The 21,104-nt window shown below is 52.5% G+C and carries 16 protein-coding genes; 13 read left to right on the forward strand and 3 right to left on the reverse strand.

Features of this window, described 5'->3' with window-relative positions:
• Positions 1 to 115 precede the first annotated feature (115 nt).
• From M1D70_RS04120 to M1D70_RS04155, 8 genes are all read left to right on the forward strand, one after another.
• Positions 116 to 1,630: an MDR family MFS transporter gene (locus M1D70_RS04120; protein WP_456289198.1), complete on the forward strand. Its 1,515-nt coding sequence runs from the start codon at positions 116 to 118 to the stop codon at positions 1,628 to 1,630.
• Positions 1,631 to 1,886: 256 nt separating this feature from the next.
• Positions 1,887 to 3,677, forward strand: coding sequence for a sensor histidine kinase (locus tag M1D70_RS04125; RefSeq protein WP_456289199.1), 1,791 nt, complete (start codon positions 1,887 to 1,889; stop codon positions 3,675 to 3,677).
• Entirely contained in the window at positions 3,658 to 5,295 is a 1,638-nt protein-coding gene (locus tag M1D70_RS04130; protein WP_456289200.1) for a response regulator transcription factor, read from the forward strand. The genes M1D70_RS04125 and M1D70_RS04130 overlap by 20 nt, the downstream gene beginning before the upstream one ends.
• Positions 5,296 to 5,392: 97 nt before the next feature.
• Complete coding sequence (locus M1D70_RS04135) at positions 5,393 to 7,078, forward strand: sugar ABC transporter (protein ID WP_456289201.1); 1,686 nt, start codon at positions 5,393 to 5,395, stop codon at positions 7,076 to 7,078.
• Between the two features lie 173 nt (positions 7,079 to 7,251).
• Positions 7,252 to 8,142, forward strand: a complete 891-nt coding sequence (locus tag M1D70_RS04140; protein WP_456289202.1) for an ABC transporter permease — start codon at positions 7,252 to 7,254, stop codon at positions 8,140 to 8,142.
• Positions 8,143 to 8,163: 21 nt separating this feature from the next.
• Positions 8,164 to 9,042, forward strand: a complete 879-nt coding sequence (locus M1D70_RS04145) for a carbohydrate ABC transporter permease (RefSeq protein WP_009594891.1) — start codon at positions 8,164 to 8,166, stop codon at positions 9,040 to 9,042.
• 40 nt (positions 9,043 to 9,082) lie between these two features.
• A complete protein-coding gene (locus M1D70_RS04150) occupies positions 9,083 to 11,155 on the forward strand; it encodes a beta-galactosidase (protein WP_456289203.1) in 2,073 nt (690 codons plus the stop codon).
• Between the two features lie 287 nt (positions 11,156 to 11,442).
• Positions 11,443 to 12,495 carry a glycoside hydrolase family 53 protein gene (locus M1D70_RS04155; protein ID WP_456289204.1) on the forward strand — a complete coding sequence of 351 codons (1,053 nt, stop codon included), beginning with the start codon at positions 11,443 to 11,445 and terminating at the stop codon, positions 12,493 to 12,495.
• Positions 12,496 to 12,568: 73 nt separating this feature from the next.
• Here the strand turns inward: M1D70_RS04155 and M1D70_RS04160 are convergent, their stop codons facing one another.
• A complete protein-coding gene (locus M1D70_RS04160) occupies positions 12,569 to 13,039 on the reverse strand; it encodes a MarR family winged helix-turn-helix transcriptional regulator (protein WP_009594890.1) in 471 nt (156 codons plus the stop codon).
• Positions 13,040 to 13,483: 444 nt separating this feature from the next.
• Between M1D70_RS04160 and M1D70_RS04165 the strand changes: the two genes are divergently transcribed.
• Together M1D70_RS04165 and M1D70_RS04170 are read left to right on the forward strand one after the other, a co-directional pair.
• Positions 13,484 to 14,215 (forward strand): ABC transporter ATP-binding protein, encoded by a 732-nt coding sequence (locus M1D70_RS04165; protein WP_456289205.1) that lies wholly within the window; start codon positions 13,484 to 13,486, stop codon positions 14,213 to 14,215.
• 13 nt (positions 14,216 to 14,228) lie between these two features.
• Positions 14,229 to 15,494, forward strand: a complete 1,266-nt coding sequence (locus M1D70_RS04170) for an ABC transporter permease (RefSeq protein WP_456289206.1) — start codon at positions 14,229 to 14,231, stop codon at positions 15,492 to 15,494.
• A 51-nt stretch (positions 15,495 to 15,545) separates the two neighbouring features.
• Here M1D70_RS04170 and M1D70_RS04175 read toward each other — a convergent pair whose 3' ends face one another.
• Positions 15,546 to 16,823 (reverse strand): aminoacetone oxidase family FAD-binding enzyme, encoded by a 1,278-nt coding sequence (locus M1D70_RS04175; protein WP_433938400.1) that lies wholly within the window; start codon positions 16,821 to 16,823, stop codon positions 15,546 to 15,548.
• A gap of 210 nt (positions 16,824 to 17,033) precedes the next feature.
• Here M1D70_RS04175 and M1D70_RS04180 point away from each other — a divergent pair, with 210 nt between their 5' ends.
• The 3 genes from M1D70_RS04180 to nadE all read left to right on the forward strand — a co-directional run bounded on the left by M1D70_RS04180 (position 17,034) and on the right by nadE (position 20,439).
• On the forward strand, positions 17,034 to 18,758 hold the full coding sequence (locus M1D70_RS04180; RefSeq protein WP_009594865.1) for a two-component system sensor histidine kinase NtrB: 1,725 nt from the start codon (positions 17,034 to 17,036) through the stop codon (positions 18,756 to 18,758).
• A gap of 323 nt (positions 18,759 to 19,081) precedes the next feature.
• Positions 19,082 to 19,516: a BrxA/BrxB family bacilliredoxin gene (locus M1D70_RS04185; RefSeq protein ID WP_009594942.1), complete on the forward strand. Its 435-nt coding sequence runs from the start codon at positions 19,082 to 19,084 to the stop codon at positions 19,514 to 19,516.
• 113 nt (positions 19,517 to 19,629) lie between these two features.
• Positions 19,630 to 20,439 (forward strand): ammonia-dependent NAD(+) synthetase, encoded by an 810-nt coding sequence (gene nadE / locus M1D70_RS04190; RefSeq protein ID WP_009594931.1) that lies wholly within the window; start codon positions 19,630 to 19,632, stop codon positions 20,437 to 20,439.
• Between the two features lie 77 nt (positions 20,440 to 20,516).
• Here the strand turns inward: nadE and M1D70_RS04195 are convergent, their stop codons facing one another.
• Entirely contained in the window at positions 20,517 to 21,068 is a 552-nt protein-coding gene (locus M1D70_RS04195) for a dihydrofolate reductase family protein (RefSeq protein WP_456289207.1), read from the reverse strand.
• Positions 21,069 to 21,104: the final 36 nt, after the last annotated feature.

Below are 21,104 nucleotides of genomic sequence, written 5' to 3' on the forward strand. Positions count from 1 at the left end.
AGCGCTCCTGGTATCGGGAGGCGCTTTTATGCTGTTGGCCCCGGTTTTATCCTAATAGGATCGGCAGGGACAGGAGTCATGCCGGGGCCGTCTAGAGTAAAGGGGACGAAGGAACGTGGGTGTATTAAGACAAGACAAACGCAGTTATATCCTGGTCGGTATTCTGTTATCCACCTTTATGGCTGCGATCGAGGGAACGGTTGTCGGCCCGGCAGGTCCGGCCATTATCAGCAGCTTCGGCAGCGTAAGCCTGATGAGCTGGATTTTTACGGCCTATCTGCTGACGATGGCCGTTACGACGCCGATATTCGGTAAAATAAGCGATTTATATGGACGCAAGCCCGTATTTTTATACGGCTCGCTGATCTTTCTCGTAGGCTCATTGCTGTGCGGGCTGTCGCAGAACATGACGCAGCTGATCATTTTCAGGGCAATCCAAGGGATCGGGGCCGGCGCGGTGATTCCGGTGACCTTCACGATTGTCGGAGACATTTACAATCTGGAGGAACGAGGGAAGATTCAGGGGATGATCAGCTCCGTTTGGGGAATTTCCTCGCTGATCGGACCGCTGCTTGGCGGGTATTTCGTGGATTACTTGTCCTGGCACTGGATCTTTGTTTTTAATGTTCCGTTCGGGCTGTTATCGATATGGCTGATATTCCGTTATTTCAAAGAGGAGCGCACCGCCCGCGAAGTATCGATCGATTACGGGGGAGCGACCCTGTTTACCGTGGGGATGACGGCGCTGCTGTTTGCGCTCGCGGTAGGCGGGGGTGAGAGCTACTCCTGGACTTCTCCGTTCATGCTCGGTCTGATGATTGGTTCCGTGGTGCTGCTCGCTGCGTTCCTGGTGGTGGAGAGCAGGGTAAGGGAGCCGATGCTGCCGCTCCATCTGTTCAAGATCCGGGATATTACGGTATCGACGGTAGCCAATATTCTGGTAAGTGCGCTTATCATCGGGTTGACCACGTATTTGCCGCTGTGGATTCAAGGGGTTCGTGGCGGCAACGCCACCTTGTCGGGTCTGACGCTGGCCCCGATGTCGATCGGATGGCTGATCGGCTCGATTATCAGCGGTCGCCTGATCGTTAAATCCGGTTCCCGGAAAACGGCGATGATCGGCGTCGTGCTCCTCATAATCGGAGCGGTGGGATTGGCGTTCATGCATAAGGATACGGCGCTGGGCGTGCTGCTGGTCTTTACGTTCATTTATGGCGTCGGCTTCGGTTACATCTCCACCTTGTTTCAGATCATTGCGCAATCCTCGGTCGGCTATGAGGTTCGCGGAGCTTCCACGGCGCTGAACTCCTTCATCCGGACGTTTGGTCAAACCGTGGGCGTAGCGGTGTTCGGATTATGGGTCAATGCGGGAATCGCGGGCAGACTTGCCGCTGAGCCGGATGCGGCCGGCATTACCAGCGACGACATTAACAAATTGCTCTCCCCGCATGGAATGGCCGAATTGCCGGAAGGGTCAGGCAGCCTGCTGAGCGGAATACTGGAGGGAAGCCTCAATTCCCTGTTCGTGGTGATGGCGGTGATGGCGGTGATCTGTATGTTGATCGTGGCCGCCTTCCGCAATGCGCCCCCTGAACCGGAGGCGGGAGAGGAAAAACCTTCAGGCCATTGATCGATGGACTCATGTAAGACATATATTTCATAATAAAAATTTAACAGGACCACGGTCTCTTTGAGGCCGTGATCCTGTTTTTTGTTGGTTGCGCTCTATGTGGGCTGCGCAAACGTCCAATGTCGTAGCAATCCCTTCGAAAGTGCCCGAAATCTTGTCTTTATGCCCTACACGGCACAGGGCAAACTCCGATATAATAAACATATTTCGCTATAAATGATATCTCACACTACATAAACCAAGGGGCTGCCGATGTATGTCCAAATTTAATCTGTTCCGAAAAATCGTCCTGTTCATTTTTCTGATGTTGATTCCGATTGTCGGCCTCTATTTCTATTCGAACCAAACCACGACGAACGTGCTCAGCAAGGAGCTCAGCCAATCGAATACGAACCAGCTTGTCTTTTTTCAGAATCAGGTGAATACCAATATCGATATTTTGGCATCGTGGCCGAATTTGCTCCTGCATGACCCGGACATCTCAAGCTTTCGGGATATCTATTTGCAGGATAAGTATCTGAACCTGGACGCGATTAACCTGGTAAAGCAAATTCAGACAAAGCTGAGCATTCAGGAGAGCTCTTCGAACTGGCGCAGCCATTTGGCCATTTATTCTCCGTCCCTCGGGCGGGTGGTCACCGAAAGCGATGCCGGTTTTTATTCGCCCGAGGAGCTTGCGGAGGACGTGAAGCCGGGCTGGCAGGTCACTCCTTATTACGAGGGGAGCGACCGGCGCTTCCTGTTTGTCTGGTATTCGGTGGCCCCGTATTCCACCCAGCATCATACGCGCAAGTCGAATACCGTGATCAAGGTTGAATTCGACAGCACCAACATCCAGGATATGCTGGACCGCTTTAAGAGCGACGGAAGGAGCGATCCGTTCTACTATAAACCGGATTCGGGCGTGATCTACAACCGTACCGCGGACCGGGAACTGATTAACCATATGATGGCGGAGCTGGATCGGGAGCCGCTCGAAGACGTGGGGAATCGCGTGAAGGAAGTGGACGGCAAAACCTATTCGGTCAGCATCGCGTTATCGGAAACGACCGGATGGTATTTGATCGACTATATTCCGCTATCGGACATTATGAAGCCGATCCATACGTCGAACAGGCTCTTTTATATTTCGATCGCCGCATTGCTCCTGATGAGCTGCCTCGCCGCATACCTGCTGTATTCCCAGGTTCAGGTTCCGATCAAGCAGCTGGTTTATGTGTTCCGAAGGCTGCAAGCCGGAGATTACGGAGTGAGGATGAAGGTAGCGGGCCGTAACGAGTTCAGTTTTCTGGCCACGAGATTCAATTCGATGGTGGAGCAGATTCAGGAGCTGTTCGAGCATGTATACATGGAGAAGATCCATGTCAGGGAAGCGAAGCTGAAGCAGCTGCAGTCCCAGATCAATCCCCATTTCTTCTACAATTGCTTCTCGTTTATTACCAGCATGGCGAAGCTTCGGAAATACGAAGCCGTTGTGGCGATGTCGCACAGCTTGTCCCGGTATTTCCGCTATACCACGCGTCAGGAAAGGGAACTGGTTCCCTTATCGGACGAGATGGAGTTCGTTACGCATTATCTGGAAATCCAGCAGATGCGGATGAGGCGTCTCCAATATCATCTCGATTTGACGGAGGAAGCGGAAGGCATGGAGATCCCACCGCTGGTTATTCAGCCCTTGGTGGAGAATGCCGTGCTCCATGGCATTGAACCTCACTCGGGCGACGGTGAAATCAGGGTAACCTTCCGGATTGTGAACGGTCTGGCCTGCATTCAAGTGGATGATAACGGGATCGGCATGAACGGGCAGAAGCTGGCCGAGCTGGAGGCCCGGCTGAACAGGCCGATGGATCAGGAGATGGGCTGCGGCGTCTGGAATGTTCACGAGCGCATGCGGCTGCGTTATGGCGAAGAAGCCGGCCTGCGGTTTGCGGCATCTCCGCAAGGCGGCGTACGGGCTGTACTTTACTGGCCATTGCCGGAACGCTTGGGAAGAATCAATCCAAGTCAGCGAAGGGGGCACAGAGTCGATGAATATCTTATTGGTTGATGACGAGAGTTATGTAACGGAAAGTTTATATCAGACCATACCATGGCGAGAGCTGGATATTGAAGAAGTGTATCAGGCTTCGTCCGCCCTGGAGGCGATCGACCTGCTGGAGGAGCAGGACATCGATGTGGTGGTTACGGATGTTCGGATGCCAGTGATGACCGGTCTGGAGCTGATGGAGACCATAACCGAGCGTTGGACGCATATCCGCTGCATTTTACTTACGGGTTATTCGGATTTTGAATATGCCAAGCAGGCGGTTCGGCTGCAGGCATCCGATTACATTTTGAAGCCGGTGGACGATGGTGAATTCATGCGGAGCGTGAGCTCCGCCTTGGCGTCGATCAAGGAGGAGCGGAAGGAGCTCGGGCACTACCATCAGCTGATGTACAGCCGCAAATCGGATCTCGGCATTCTGCGAAACAGCCTCATGCATGATCTATTGCTCGGACGCGAGATGCCGCGACATTCGCTTGATCATAAGCTTCATGAATATGAAATTCCGCTCCGAACAGACCAGCGGACGATCATGCTGCTGATCCAGCTAGGGCAGAGGTTTACGGGAATGGACGACTATTCGATGGGACTGATGGAATATGCCATCGGCAACATTGCTGAGGAGGTATTTGCCGAGCTGCTTCATGTGTGGTCCTGCAAAACGCCGCATCATTGTTTGATTCTATTGGCTCAGTCCAAGAGAGTGCCGAACGCTGGAGATATGGAAACATTCGCGGATTCCCACGAATTGAAACGGTACATAACCCAGTTTCAACAGGATGTGGGCAGTTATTTGAAGGGAAGCATTTCAGTTTTCGTGTCGGGCTCGTTTGATTTTCCGGGGGAACTGGGATCCGTTTACCGGTCGGGATTAAGCTCGCTTTACCTCTGGGGAAACGGAGATCATGAAGCTGTCCGGTTCGCCGAGGACCATGATGACCGGCTGCATGAGCCTGTATGGGACGTTACCCAGGCGTTTGCAAAGCCGCCCAGCCTGCTGCATCTGCTGGAAACAAGGCAGTGGGATGCCGCCCGGGACAAAATAGAACAAGTCTTTACAGAAGTTGAAACCGCATTCATTGGGCAGACGGCTTTTTATGAAATATTTTTATCGGTTGCGAATGCCTATATGTACGTTGCTCACAAGCAGGGGCATTACATTCATCAGCTGGACCAGGCCGGCTGGGACCCCTTATATATTCAGAAGGTGGTTCAGTCGGCTGCCAAGCTGCGCTCCTGGTCGCTTGATATGCTGAATAAACTTCAGAATATCTCGTCCGAACAGGAGAAAACGAGCAAGAGCCATATCATCAAACAGGTCCAAGAGATGGTGACTGCCGATTCGGGTCACGACCTATCCGTCAAGACGATTGCGGACCGGGTATTCCTGCATCCGGTATATTTATCCAAGATTTATAAGAGCGAAACCGGAGAGGGACTCGGCGATTATATCATCCGCAAGCGAATGGAGCGGGCTTTATATCTGCTGAAGCATACGAACAAGAAGATTTATGAAATTACCGCTGAGCTCGGATACCAGAATCCGCAGTATTTCAGCAAGATGTTCCGGAAGCACTACGGAATGACCCCGAACGAATACAGAGACCAAGGATGTTGCTAAAGGTGCAGAAATCTTCGATTCGTGACATAGGATGCGGCTGCCGGCCCCTCTATAATTAAACATGTAATCCATAAGGTGGTAGAAGGGGGATATAACGATGACCGCTAGAAGAAAGAAATGGTTTCCGATCCTGGCCGCGTCCTTGCTCCTGGCCGGATCCTTGGCCGGATGCTCCGGCGGCGAGCCGAAACCGGAAGCGGCGCAGCAGCCGGCCGAATCCAAAACTGAAAACGTCTACAAACAGAAATACGATCCGGAAGTTACGATAACGACGGTGTGGGGCGTCGATCCGACGCTGCAATTCAAGAATGGAGAAACGATCGAGAACAACGTGGCTACGAAGTGGGCCAAGGAGAAGTTTGGCATCAACATCAAATCGCTGTGGTCCATTACGGATACCAACGGCGCCTTTGCAACCAAGCTGCGGCTGGCCATGTCCTCCGGTCAGGAGATGCCGGATATCGTCACGCTCGGCACCGAAAATCAGCAGCTGGCCCAGGATTTGATCGATTCCGGCATGTTTGCCGAGGTCGGCACGCTGTTTGACCAGTATGCATCGGAAACGTGGAAGAACGCGATGAATCTGGATCCCAATGTGTGGAATCAGTACAGCCGGGACGGTAAGCGAATGGGGCTTCCGGTACTGGATTTTGCCTACAATCACGACTATGTATTATGGATCCGGCAGGATTGGCTGGACAAGCTGGGGATGAACGCGCCGAAGACGATGGATGAGCTTGAGCAGGTGATGGATGCTTTCAAGAACCAGAACCCGTCCGGTCTTGCTCCAGATAAAGTCACGCCCCTGAGCATCGGCTTCAAAACGTCCATGAGCACCTGGATGGGCGATCCGTCGTGGATATTCGGCGCTTATGGAACGCTGCCGCAGCAGTGGAACGTCGCTGAGGACGGGAGCCTGGAATACGGCTCGGTCCATGCGGGCATGAAGCAGGGCTTGGTGAAGCTGAACGAGTGGATGAATAAAGGATACATTCCGAAGGAAGCCGCACTGTGGGATGAGAACAAAACGGCGGAGCCGGCTGTAGCCGGAACGGCCGGCATCATTCCGGGGCCTTACTGGATGAGCGGCTGGCCGCTGATCGATACCGTGAAGAATGCGCCGGAAGCCGTCTGGAAGCCTGTGCAGATTCCCTCTGGCCCTGACGGCATTGCGATGCGCCATGGAACGCAGTATACGAACGGCGTTACCCTGATCCATAAAGATATGGAGCATCCTGAAGCCTTCTTCACGTATCAAAACTACCTGTTCGATAACTTTGCCGTATCCAAGGAAGGCGGCGAATTTGCCAACGGGCTGTTCGAGGGCTACGACTTCGAGCTCGATGCCAATGGCGAAATGGTGCCCAACGATCAGATCCAAGGCGGTTACGTCAATGTCGTCCGTTACTTGCTGGTCCGCGACGGTGCCCGCATTCCGGACGAGCAGATGAAAGCGCTGCTGAAGCTGGCGAAAGGCGGGAAGCCGGAGAGCCGCCTCGAAAAGGACGTGGCGGTCAACTATGGCAAGGATACCCCTGCCGCTGCGGAAGTGCTGCTCTCCCAAGAGGAGATCTCCAAGAAGAACATGTTTACGGGACCTGTAACCGCCACCATGAAATCGAAGTGGGATTATCTCCTGAAGATCGAGAACCAAACCCTGAACGAGATCATTTACGGCAAACAGCCCGTTGAATCGTTTGATTCGTTTGTGGAAACTTGGAAAGCCGGAGGCGGGGAACAGATCACCAAAGAGGTTAACGAATGGTATCAAAGCGTGAAGTAGTTGTGGTTACCGAGTAATGAAGGGCGGCCTGCTTAGGGCCGTCCTTTTTGTTCCATGAGAGACGCTGCAAATTGATTGCTATCGTGCCATGAATATTGGTTTTGTGGGCTACTGCGCCCTGCGGGACGGGTCCTATAATCAAGAGGTAGATTGATTTAACGGGAGGATCTTGGATGAAGAGGATGAAAAAAACATGGCCTTTCCACGTCATGCTGCTGCCGGCCCTTATCTGTCTGTTCTTGTTCAGTTATTTGCCGATGGGCGGCATCATTATGGCTTTTCAGGACTATAAGCCGTGGGAGGGCGTTGGCGGCTCCGCATGGGTGGGCTTGGACAATTTCCGATACTTGTTTGAAAGGCAGGACAGCATGCAGGTCATATGGAACACCTTTGTCATCGCGGTGATGAAAATCGTGTTCAATCTGCTGATTCCGTTCGTGTTTGCCATTCTGCTGAATGAAATCCGAAAAACGGCGCTTCAGCGGAGCATCCAAACGATGGTGTATTTGCCGCACTTTTTGTCCTGGGTCATCCTGGGCGGAATTCTGATCGAAATGCTTGCCGTGGACGGCTTTGTCAACCGAATTCTGGGGGCTGTCGGCATCGATCCGATCTTTTTTCTCGGTGACAATAACTGGTTCCGGTTCACGGTGATCGTATCCGACGTTTGGAAGGAGTTTGGATACAATACGATTGTATTCCTGGCTGCACTGGCCGGCGTTAGCCCGACCCTGTACGAAGCCGCGGAAATCGATGGAGCGGGACGCCTGAAACAAACGCTTCATATCACGATCCCTTCCATGATTCCCATCACGATCGTTGTCGGGACATTGGCGCTCGGCAACATCCTGAATGCCGGGTTTGACCAAATCTTCAACCTGTACAATCCGCTGGTATACGAGAAAGGCGATATCATCGATACCTTTGTATACCGAACAGCGATCCTGAATGGCGAGATGGGGTTAGGAACGGCCATCGGCTTGTTCAAATCCGTGATCAGCATGGTCCTTATTCTCGTATCCTATCGGCTGGCCTACAAGTGGGCGGGCTACCGTATATTCTAGCAGAGCGAAAGAGGGAGAGCCATGTACCATAAAACGATGGAATACCGCATATTTAACGTGTTTAATACCTGCTTGCTTGTCGCGCTGGCCATTCTCTGCATCATTCCGCTGCTTCATGTGCTGGCGATTTCGTTCAGCTCCAAAGCCGCTGCCGACGCCAGTCTGGTGGGATTATGGCCGGTCGATTTTTCGCTGGAAGCTTACAAGAAAACGATCAATAACCCGGCATTTCTACACTCGATCTGGATTTCGATTGCACGTACCGTACTGGGAACGGCTTTGACGCTTGCCGTGACGTTTCTGGCCGCATATCCGCTGTCCAAAGAGAACCGCGTCTTCCGCAGCCGCAGTGTTTATTCCTGGCTGTTTGTGTTCAGCATGGTGTTCAATGGAGGCCTGGTGCCGTTCTATATCGTGATTCAGAAGCTGGGTCTGATTAACTCCTTCTGGGTGCTGGTGATTCCCGGCACGGTGAATACCTTTTTGGTGATCCTGATGCTGAACTTCTTCAGAGGAATTCCGAAAGAACTGGAGGAAGCGGCTTTCATCGATGGAGCCGGCCATTTCAAAACGCTGTTTAAGATTTATTTGCCGATCTCGCTGCCCTCGATTGCCACGATTGCGCTGTTCAGCATGGTATTCCACTGGAACTCATGGTTTGACGGGCTGCTGTATCTGAACAATGCCAAGGATTTCCCGCTGGCTACCTTTCTGCAGACGGTCATTATCCAGCGGGACATGAGCTCGATGAGCATGAGCCCGAAGGAGATGGAGCTGTTGTCCCAGACGACGGTGAATGCCGCACAGATCTTTATCGGCGCGGCGCCCATCCTGCTGGTTTATCCTTTTTTGCAGCGTTTTTTCGTTAAAGGGATGACGCTGGGTTCTGTCAAAGAATAAGAGATGCGATCCTATCAGGAAACAGGAGGTTTAACTTACTATGAAACGAACGTTTAATCCGATTAGCTCGCGCGTTCCGCACATGCTGCATGGCGCCGATTATAATCCGGAGCAATGGCTCCGTTATCCCGAAGTGCTCGAAGAGGATATCCGGCTGATGAAGCTGGCGAATTGCAACGTGATGTCCGTCGGCATATTTTCATGGGTTTCATTGGAGCCCGAGGAAGGGGTATTCACCTTCGATTGGCTTGACGGCGTATTGGACCGCTTTGCCGCCAATGGCATTTATGCTTTTCTGGCTACGCCAAGCGGCGCAAGACCGGCCTGGATGTCGGAGAAGTATCCCGAGGTGCTGCGCGTAAGCGAGAGGCGCGTCCGTAACCTGCACGGCTTCCGTCATAATCACTGTTATACTTCGCCGGTCTATCGGGAGAAGGTCCATACGATCAACAGGAAGCTTGCGGAGCGGTACGGCAACCATCCGGCCGTGATCGGCTGGCATATCTCGAACGAGTTTGGCGGCGATTGCCACTGCGACTACTGTCAGGACGCATTCCGGTCTTGGCTGCAGGCGAAGTACGCCACGCTGGATGACCTCAACCATGCCTGGTGGACCGCATTCTGGAGCCATACGATTACGAATTGGAGCCAGGTTGAATCTCCGTCGCCACACGGGGAGACGCAGGTACATGGAATGAACCTGGATTGGAGACGGTTCGTAACCGATCAGACGGCGGATTTCATCCGGCATGAAATAGAACCTCTCCGCAGGGTCAATCCATCCCTTCCGGTTACGACCAACCTGATGGAATATTTTGAAGGACTGAATTATTGGAAATTTGCCGATCTGCTGGACGTGGTGTCGTGGGACAGCTATCCGACCTGGCATGACCAGGGCGGGGATGAGGCCGTGCAGGCAGCCCGCGTTGCCATGATGCACGATATCATCCGTTCGATCAAAGGCGGACAGCCTTGGATGCTGATGGAGAGCACGCCAAGTCTGACGAACTGGCAGCCGGTAAGCAAGCTGAAGCGTCCGGGTATGCATTTGCTGTCTTCCATGCAAGCCGTTGCCCATGGTTCGGATACGGTGCAGTATTTTCAATGGCGCAAGAGCAGGGGATCGAGCGAGAAGCTGCACGGCGCCGTCGTTGATCATGTCGGTCATGAACGCACCCGGGTGTTCGGCGATGTGGCTGAGGTCGGGGACTATCTCAAGAGGATGGATGCCGTTGTAGGCACGGGCATTCCGGCGGAAGCGGCCGTCATTTTTGATTGGGAGAACCGCTGGGCCATCAACGATGCGCAAGGTCCGCGGAACAAGGGAGTCAAGTATGAGGAGACCGTGCAGGAGCATTACCGTGCTTTATGGAAGCAGGGAGTCCCGATCGATGTCATCGATATGGAGCAGGACTTCTCCGGATATAAACTTTTGGTCGCACCCATGCTGTATATGGTGCGCCCAGGCGTGGGCGAACGGATTCAACAATTTGTGGAAGCGGGCGGTACGTTTGTTGCAACGTATTGGTCGGGAATCGCCGACGAGTTTGACCTTTGCTTCCTTGGCGGATTTCCGGGTCCACTGCGTAAGACGCTCGGCATATGGTCGGAGGAAATCGATGCTCTCCATGATCACGATGTCAATGGGATCGTAACGAATGACACAGGGGGGCTTGGCTTGGCGAAAGCCTATGAAGCCGTTGAGCTGTGCGACCTTATTCATCTGGAGACGGCGGAGGCGCTGGCCGTTTACCGGTCCGATTTCTATGCGGGACGGCCAGCATTGACGGTCAATCAGCTTGGGAAGGGCCGAGCCTATTATATCGCCTCCCGGAACAAGGAGCCTTTTCATTCCGATTTTTACAGGAAGCTCGTTGAACAGACAGGCGTCCGCCGGGCGCTGCCGGTGGAGCTGCCTTCGGGCGTAAGCTCATCCCTTCGTACGGATGGAGAGTCAGATTACATTTTTGTGATGAACTTCTCTGGCGAAGCGAAGCGGGTCACGCTGGACGGAGCCGAGTACCGTGATTTAATCTCGGGCGAAGCCCTAGGGGCAGAGCTAGGGTTGGCGCCTTACGGAGTGAAGGTGATCAAAAAAGGGGCGAGTGCGTAAGCCGGCTCAGCCTTCCATGTTCCGATTCGTTTCAAAACATGCCTCTTCCAGGGACAGGTGCCTTCGTGCGATGCCTGTCCCTTCATCATGCACCGCGCCGCTCATTTGTCTATTCCATGTGAGCATCCTTTCCGCACCGGATCTGACATTTCGGCCCTTGCGCCCGGGTTCATTTTGCTTGGAAAAGGACCGGAAATGTTGGCATTATGCCCTGTGGCTTCATATAGAAAACGCTTACAATTAAAGTGTCACTTGCGCAGTGAACGAAAAACCAAGGAGGTATCGTAATGACTGGAGTCGCGAAAGGAGTTTGGTGCAGGTTGTTTCTTTGCGTGTCAATGCTTGCGTTAACGTTTGGCTTTTCGGGTAACGGCGCCGCCGAGGCGGCGCCTGCCTTTGCAAAAGGAGCGGACATCAGCTGGGTTCCCGGTATGGAAGCTCAAGGGTATAAGTGGAAGGACAAGACAGGGGTTCAGCGCGATATTCTGGACATTCTGAAGAACGATTACCAGATCAATTCGGCAAGGATCCGTGTCTGGGTCAATCCCAACATGAATGATTACATGAACGGTTATCTGAATGCGGAAAAAGCCGCCGATCTGGCCCAGCGTGCCAAGAATAAAGGCATGAGCATTATGCTTACGCTCCATTACAGCGATTCTTGGGCGGACCCGGGACAGCAGAACAAGCCCTATGCTTGGCGTAATTTTTCTTTTCAGCAGCTGATGGATGCGGTCTATTCCCATACCGTCTATGTGATGAACACCATGAAGAACAAAGGCGTGACTCCGGATTGGGTACAGGTCGGCAACGAAACCAACAACGGAATGCTGTGGGAGGACGGCAAGGCCTCAGTGAACATGAAGAATTACGCATGGCTCGTCAATACGGGGCATAACGCGGTGAAGTCCGTCAACAGCCAGGCCAAGACGATCGTTCATTTATCGAATGGCTACGACAATGAATTGTTCAAGTGGAATATTGGCGGCTTGATCAGCAACGGCGCGAACTTCGATATTATCGGCATGTCGCTGTACCCGGAGGCGGGCGATTGGTCATCGAAGGTCGATCAGACGATAGCCAATGCCAAAGACATGACCGCCAGATATGGAAAAAGCATCATGATCAGCGAAATCGGCATGGATTACAATCAGCCGGCGGCAGCCAAGAGCTTTATCCAGAGCATCAAGACCAAGGTGAGAGGCTTAGCGGGAGGTACCGGGCTGGGTGTGTTCTACTGGGAGCCCGAAGCAACGCCGGGATACAATGCGGGATACAACAAGGGAGCCTGGCAAGCGGACGGGAAGCCGACCATTGCCCTGGAAGGCTTTAAAGACTGAGCGTTTCTAACCAGTACATTGAGCAAGAAGAACCCTGATCCCGAGAAGGAGGAAGGGTTCTTCTCTTTGCTTTTCAGCCCTGCTGGCGTACGATCTGCACCAGTTCCGCATGTTTTCCCATTTTGCCCAGCAGTCCGATCAGCTGGCGCTTCTCTTCCTCGTCCAATCCCCCCAAGGCATGCTGGATGTGTTGTTCATGCAGCGGGTACAGCTTCTGCATCAATTGCTCTCCGGACGGAGTCAGCTCGGCATAGATCACTCGTCTGTCCTCGGGACAGGGTCTGCGGCGCACGTAGCCTTTTTCAACCAGCTTATCGACCACGTAAGTTACGTTTCCGCTCTGCAGGAGCAGTTGTGCCCCGATCTGCTGGATGGGCTGGCGGCCTTTATAGAACAGTACTTCCATTACGGCAAAAGAGGTTGGATTAAAGCCTTCGATTTTACTGCCATTCACGACATGTTCGTTGACGCTCTTGAATGACTTGGCAAACACCCGATACAGGTGCATCGCAAGCTGTGTATCGCGTTCATGTGACACCTTCATACATTCTCCCGCCTTTGGTATGGACTCATGTCCTGAATTACTTCAAATCTAAGATTACGCTGAAATATACAAATGCAACATGTGATTTGTCACAATGCAGACGAAACATTTTTCATTCTCCGGCTCCGGCAGCCACGACGCCTCCAGCCCGATACGCCCTCCGTGCGTCGATCCTGTCGATCCTATAATGAAATTCAAATGGGAAGAAAAGGGTGGGGGACATGAAACAAGCACAAACCGCAGATTCCGTTGGGTTCAAACCGCTGCTGCCGTGCAAAGGCAGAATCGAAAGGAAGGATGATGCCGCTGCAGCAGGGAAAGGTATCCATAGGGTCACTGAAACTGAAACGACTACGATAGAATGCAAGAATCTTTCGCTAAATGCAACGAATCCCTGCCCTGCTGCGTAATACTGGGAATAGAGACAACGGATGGGGTGTTAGGATGCATAAGATTCAAGAGAATGGACTTGGGCTTGAACCGGTGCTGAAGGTGGATATTCAGGAGGCAGGATACGAGCCAAGCCGCCCGCGCATACGGGATATATCGTTTCAAGTGGTGCCCGGCGAGCTTCTGGGTTTGATCGGACCGAACGGAGCGGGGAAGAGCACGACCATTAAGACGGTGCTGGGGCTTCTAAAAGATAGCAAAGCCGATGTCTATATTGCGGGCAACCCTCCGCGATATGCTTACGTTCCCGAGCAGCCCGTGTTTTACGAGGACTTGACGCTGTGGGAGCATTTGGATCTGGCAGCTGCTGCTTTTGGAATGGACGATCAGCAATTTGAGGAGCAGGCCGCCCAGTTGCTTCGGCAGTTCGGCATGGAGTCGGTACGCCATGAACTGCCGGGAGGCTTCTCCAAAGGAATGAAGCAGAAGATGATGCTGATGATCGGCTTTCTCTCCAAACCCGACGTTTATATCGTGGACGAGCCGTTTATCGGTTTGGATCCCCGGGCAACGCGCGACTTCCTGAATTTGCTGCTCGAGGAGAGGCGCCGTGGCGCAGGTGTATTGATGTCTACCCATGTGCTGGACACCGCGGAAAAAATTTGCGATCGATTTGTACTCATATCCGGAGGGCGGATTGCCTCGGAGGGCACGCTGGACCAAATCCGGCAGTCCGCTGAACTTCCCGGCGCATCGTTGTTTGACTGCTTCGATGCGCTGACATAGGGGGATGATGGATATGGAACGATCACATCACTTCAGACATCCGGCCGCCCTCTTATGGCGAAGGGTGACCGCTCATTGGAAGAATCAGCGCGACAATCTGGCGACCGTGGTCGACTGGGTCGTAATGCTCTACATTATTGTCCCGGGCCTTCTCTTGGGAGGCGGGTTATACCGCGAGTTATGGACGAGCCCGTTTCCCGGATGGGTACAATTCCTGCCGCTGCAAGCGGTGGTAGGGATCCTGCTCTTCATGTTTTCCGGCAGAGTGCTGCTATTCTTTGAAGAGGCCGACACGTTGTTTCTTCGCCAGAAGCGGGAATGGATGAAGGGATTAATGATCGGAGGCATGGCGTACAGTCATGCGGTTTCAACGATCAAGGGATTGATCATCTCGGTGCTTGCGCTGCCGATTCTCGTCAGGGAACATGAAATTACCGGAACTGCCCTGATGACATTACTGGCAGTTACAGTCGTTTGCGCCTGGTGCGCCAATCTATGGACGGCCATGATCCGTTCCCGTTATAAAGGATGGCGGAAGCATCTGATGACGTATGTTGTACGCTGGCTATCATTCGGACTGCTGACGCTGCTTGTTACGTTTTGGCTTCATTCCTATGTTGTTATATGGGCGGCGGTCTTGCTTCTGCTCATGCTGCTTTTTTTTCTCAGCCGAAAGCGTCTGGCCATGCAGGGGACCTTCCTGGCCGATGCGCGCGAGGATGCAAAGACTCGGGTGCAGCTGACGGAGAAGCTGCTGGTTCAAGCCGTCGGGAAACCGCCCAGCATACGAAGCAAAACCTGGTTTATGCGGAAGTCCGGCCGATTGTTCAAAGGCACGGCAGAGAAAAGGCTCGCCGATGCGGGGCTTAAAGCGATTTTGCGCCAACCTGAGAGCTTGTTATTGTACGTTCAGATTACGCTGGTCGGCATCCCGGCCGTCTGGCTGCCGCCGCTGATCATCAAAATCATCGTTTATGCTGCCCTTGTCTTGATGATGTCGTATTGGCTGAACACAAGATGGGCGTTGTTTGCCAAAGCCGAATTCATGCATGTGCTTCCGTTTACGAATCAACAGCATCGAGCCGCCGGCATTGTTGCGGTACGAGCTTTGCTCGCCGTTCCCGCATTTCTTTATTCGCTCGTGGCAGGATTAACGCTTTTTCAGGGCGTAACGGGATGGCTCGCCGTGCTTGCATTGACCGTGCTTGCTCTCATGGTCGCGCCCTCGCTCATGTCTTGGCCGGTATACAAGGAGGAGAAACGCCAACCTCAGGAATAATCAAAGCGCGCCGGAATGATCCCATAACACAGGGCATTCCGGCGCGCTTTTTTAATCGGCTATGTGCGATACGGACTCGGCGGCATGCTTGCCTGCCGTATATCCGGTCGCAAAGGCGGCCGTGATGTTGTAGCCGCCGGTGTATCCATGTATATCCATAACCTCCCCGCAGAAGAAGAGGCCGGGCATCAGCTTCGATTCCATGCTTTTGGGCTGGATTTCCTTGAGGCTGACGCCGCCGCCCGTCACGAAGGCCTCCTTCAGCGAACGGGTGCCTGAAGCGCGGAACGTGAACTTTTTAAGAACGGAGGCCAGGTTTTCCTGCGCGGCTTTGGATATGCCGCTGCAGATCATGTCGCTATCGATGGACGATTTGGATAACAGCAGCGGGATCATCCGTTCCGGCAGCATGCCCTTAAGCACGTTCTTGATGCTCTTTCGCGGCTCATCCTCCAATCGCCCTTTGAGCTCGGCCGCAAGCTCCGTTTGAGAGCGCTCGGGGAACATGTCGATGGCCATGTCCACGTTGACGACATCGAATTTCCGCTGCACCTGGCGGATGAACTGACTGCAGCGAAGCGCGATCGGTCCGGACACCCCGAAATGGGTAAACAGCATATCTCCCCGGTGGGCAATCACTTTTTTTCCTTTCGGATTCCAGACGGACAGCTCCACCTCCCGCAGTGACAAGCCCTGCAGCTCTTTAGAGGCAATAAAAGGCTCGGTAGACACGATAGGCACTTCGGTCGGATACAGCTCCGTTATCGTATGGCCTGCGGCTTCAGCCCATGGGTAACCGTCTCCCGTCGAACCGGTTTGGGGCACGGATTGCCCGCCGGTGGCAATGATCACGCAGGAAGATTGGATCACTTCCCCGGATTTCAGCTCGACCCCGGACGTCCGGCCGTTCTCATAGAGAACGCGGTTCACCGGGCTATTCGTCCGTATATCGGTACCGAGCTCCTTCACTTTGCCAATCAGGGCATTCACCACGCTGGAGGCTTTGTCCGTAACAGGGAACATACGCCCGTTGTCTTCCTCTTTCAACCGGATGCCAAGCCCCTCGAAGAAGGTCATGATATCCCTGTTGTTCCAATGCTGAAAAGCGCTGTATAAAAAGCGTCCGTTCCCCGGGATGTTGGCAATCAATTCATCCTGTTCTTTGGCATTCGTGACATTGCATCTTCCGCCGCCCGAGATGCCAAGCTTACGGCCCAGCTTGTCCCCTTTGTCGATCAAGAGAACGGAAGCTCCTCTTTCCCCTGCAGCCACGCAGGACATCAATCCGGAAGGTCCGCCGCCGACGACGATAATATCATAATCAAGCATGTTTGCTCATAGCTCCTTTGGGGGTATATCAATTAATAGATGGATCTTATTATATAGGATATTCACGAATTATCCCAAACCTCATGAATAGGACATAAGACGGAGGACTCCGTCGCCGCTGCAGGAATTTACAAGATATTGTAATATGATGTCGCCTGTGCTTTAATCAGAAATATTAGATGCGTTGTCCAATTGAGGTGATGGATCACTGTGCTGAGCCTATGGAAAGATATTTTGCTGCAAGTTTTGCTGTCTGGTACACTCATCTTTCATCTGCCGCTTCTCCTCGACAGACATCTAAAGTGCCTGAACAAGAAGAATCCGGATGATCTGCTTCGATTTCGCAAGCATATTGTCATTGCCAGCGGAATCAGCACTGTATTGTGCGTCTTGATTTCTGCAATGAGCGATTATTACGTTCCGATCCATCTTGGCGTGATCCCGTTATTTTTAGGCATATTATATGGAAGCAGGAGTTCAGGGCTATGTCTTGCAGTAATTTATGTCATAAGCCATGGGCTGATTAACGGCTGGTCAACGACCGGCCTCGTTCTGAATTTGCTTGTCTTGGGATACTCGCTATTACCTAGGGTATCCTCCAATTTCAAGAAAGGCTCCATGACCGAAAAGATTTATTGGCTCTGGAGCGCGCTCGTTCCGGCTATGCTGATTATTGTAGCCTGCCACGCGATGGAAGGAAAGGCTAGGAATGACGATCTGAATCCGGACACGATTCTGGTGACCATTCTGTATATGCTGATCGGCATTTTTTATTCGGGACTGATCGTGTATTGGATCGAATTAACCTCTGGGCGTCTGGCTTCGGGCCAGTACGACGTGAAGGACGGAGAGATTGCTTCATTAACGAAAATGATGGAGATGATTCCTTTAGGGATGGTTGCGGTGGATCGCAGCGGCAATATCATCGCCTTTAATCAACCGCTTATCCGCAGCTTTCGAAACGTGTTTCCCAATCTGACCACCAAGGATGTCATCGGCAGGCCGTTGTTCGACTTGTTGGAGGGCATGATTCAAAAGGAACATCTGCGCAGCCGATTTCAGAGAGCCATAAACGGTGTCGAAAGCACCGGAGAAGTTATGCGCAGCGCTACTAGAGTGTACTCTACCGGCATTTATCCGCTTATACATAATGGGAACGGCGACATCATGGGTGCGGTAGGCATTATGGAAGACATTACGGAGCTTGAGAAGCTCCGCACGGAATTTATTAATGTAGAACGGTTAAGCTTGGTCGGCCAAATGGCGGCAAGCATCACCCACGAGATTCGCAACCCGATGGCTGTCGTGCGCGGATTCCTGCAGCTTATGAAAGAGAAGAGTCCGGATACGCTGGATCATTATTACCGGATCGTCATGGAAGAGCTCGATCGGGCCAATGGCATCATCAGCGACTTTTTGTCCCTGGCCCAGAACCGGGCAGCCGAGAAAGAAGAATGCCACCTTCATGACATTATCCATGAGCTCAGCCCGCTCTTGTGGGCGGACGCTAATTTGCGCGGACAGAACATCGAGCTGAAACTGGGAACCGGCATTCCCGAACTGTATCTGAATGCCAAGGAGATGAAGCAGCTCATTCTGAACTTGTGCCGCAATGGGATGGAGGCCATGGATGACAAGGGGACGTTGACGATCGAAACCCGGCTGGAAGGGGACCTCGCCCAGCTGTATGTGGCAGATACCGGAATCGGCATACCGGAGAATGAGCTGGAGCGCTTGTTTGAACCTTTCTTTACCACGAAGAGCAAGGGGACGGGGCTTGGACTCGCCCTGTGCATGAGCATTATACAGCGTCATCATGGAACGATAGACGTAAAATCCCACCTAGGCAAGGGTACGGTGTTCATCATTTCTTTTCCTGTCCGCTCGTACCCGCACGGCCTGTCGGAATCCCAGAGCGCTGCCGCTTCCGAATAAACGGTCTGTTATTTACGCATCATAAGGCAGAGCTCAGGGTAAAGGAGGGATTCGGATGAGTAAGAACGATTCCAAGCAACAGGAGCGGCAGGAGCGTGAAAACAAAGATCGCCGTGGCGAGCCCATCGTTGACAAGAAAAAGGACGGGGTAAACTATCCTGCTACCTAGTATGATGAATGAAGCAAGAAGACGGGCGGTATCCCATTTTGTGATGCTGCTCGTTTTGTATTTTCTTGCTTTCACTCTTTAGGATTGTATAATATAGATATCGATGAGCTGTTATAATTCGAACAATCTTGTTTATATAAGGAGTGAAGCAGTTATGGGTATGTCTTTTGACCGATATATGCGCGATATGGTTCAACCGATGCGGGATGAACTGACCAGTTTGGGAATCAAGGAGCTCACAACACCTGAAGAGGTGGAAGAAGTGCTTCCGGAGGCGAAAGGCACAACGCTGGTCGTTGTAAACTCCGTATGCGGATGCGCAGCAGGGCAAGCACGTCCTGGTGTAGCCATTGCGCTTGAGAACCAGGTGAAGCCGGATCATTTGTATACCGTGTTCGCCGGACAGGATAAGGAAGCAACGGCGAAAGCCCGTGAGTATTTTGCTCCGTATCCTCCATCCTCCCCATCGATTGCGCTGCTGAAGGACGGGGAATTGGTGCACTTTATTGAGCGTCATCAAGTGGAGAACCGTTCCGCCGAGGAAATCGCCGCAGATTTGACCGACGCATTCAATCGCTACTGCCAGTAATTCGGCAGTTACATAGGCCCCGAAGCATTCGGCATATTCCGAAGCCGCGGGGCTTTTGTTGTATGAATGAAGTACTTAGGTTAGAGAGAACATACTGAAAGGAGTCATCTATCATGAGCCTGCAAGAACAAATTATCGCTGAACTGGGTGTCAAACCTACGATTAACGTGGAGGAAGAGGTACGCAAACGCGTGGATTTCCTGAAAAACTACGTGAAGAACTCCGGCACTTCCGGACTGCTGATCGCCATTAGCGGCGGGATCGATTCGGCCGTGGCCGCCGGCCTGTGCAAGCGGGCTACAGACGAGCTCACGGAGGAGAACGGCAAGGAATACAAGACGCTCGGGGTGTTCCAGCCATACGGCGAACAGGCCGATATTTCCGACAGCTACGCAACGGCGAAGGCCTTCGATTTGAAATATACCGTCGAGACCAATATCGAGGAGGCGGTGAACGAGGTTGCTTTGGAAGTGGAGCATGGCCTGAAGAATATCGGCGTCCATCAACATATGAGTATCCCCGGCAAAGGCAACGTGAAGGCCAGAGTGCGTATGGTGGTACAATATGCGTTGGCATTCGAGCAGAATTTGATTGTTGTCGGCACGGACCATGCATCCGAGGCGATTACCGGCTTCTATACCAAGTGGGGGGACGGCGCAGTGGACATTACGCCGCTGAGTTCCCTGAACAAGCGTCAGGTTCGCATGCTTGCATCCTATTTGGGGGTACCGCAATCGATTCTGGACAAAGCACCTTCTGCCGGACTTTGGGAAGGACAGACGGACGAGAAAGAGCTCGGAATCAGCTATGATGATAACAGTGACTATCTGGAAGGCAAAACGATCAATCCCGAGGTTCAGCAGAAGCTTGAGAGCTATTACGTCAAAACGGCGCACAAGCGCAATACGATTCCAGGCATCTAACATAACCATACCCCAAGCGAAACAAGCCTTTCGGAGGATCATCCATCCCCGGAAGGCTTTATATTTTTTATGAGAGACTAGGTATATATTATGTTGTAGGTCGGTTTGAGAACGCCGTTGGCATATTGCTTCATATTGATCAAATCGAACTTCAACCTGGGTTTTACACTCCCGAATAACGGAACACCGTCACCAACCATCACTGGATTAATTTTTAAAACCAGCTGATCGATTAGTTTATGCTGGAGCAGGCTTCCTGCCAATTCTCCGCCGCCGCACAGCCACAGCTTGCCGTCTGCCTGCTCTTTGAGATGACGGATGAAGGGGGTGGCGTCCTCCTTGATCAATTCAACCTCATCGTTGGATTCGAATTCTAACGAACGTGAGAATATATAATGCTTAAGACCTTTGTAACCTGGCTCCCCCGGCTTAGCCCCCATCTTAAAACCAAACGCATACGTTTTTCCGCCCATGAGGACCGCCTCATAGTCCTGGATTTCCGCTAGAAAGTCCGGAACATGTTCCCCATCGAATAAAAAAAGGGTCTGATCGATTCTTCCCTCCATCATGGCCTGATCTGCGATAAAATAGTCAAGCGAAACGGCAACGTGATAAATTAATGTACCCAAAACATGATTCCTCCTTCGATCTATATGCTGTTTTGT

Source organism: Paenibacillus sp. AK002, assembly GCF_053903045.1.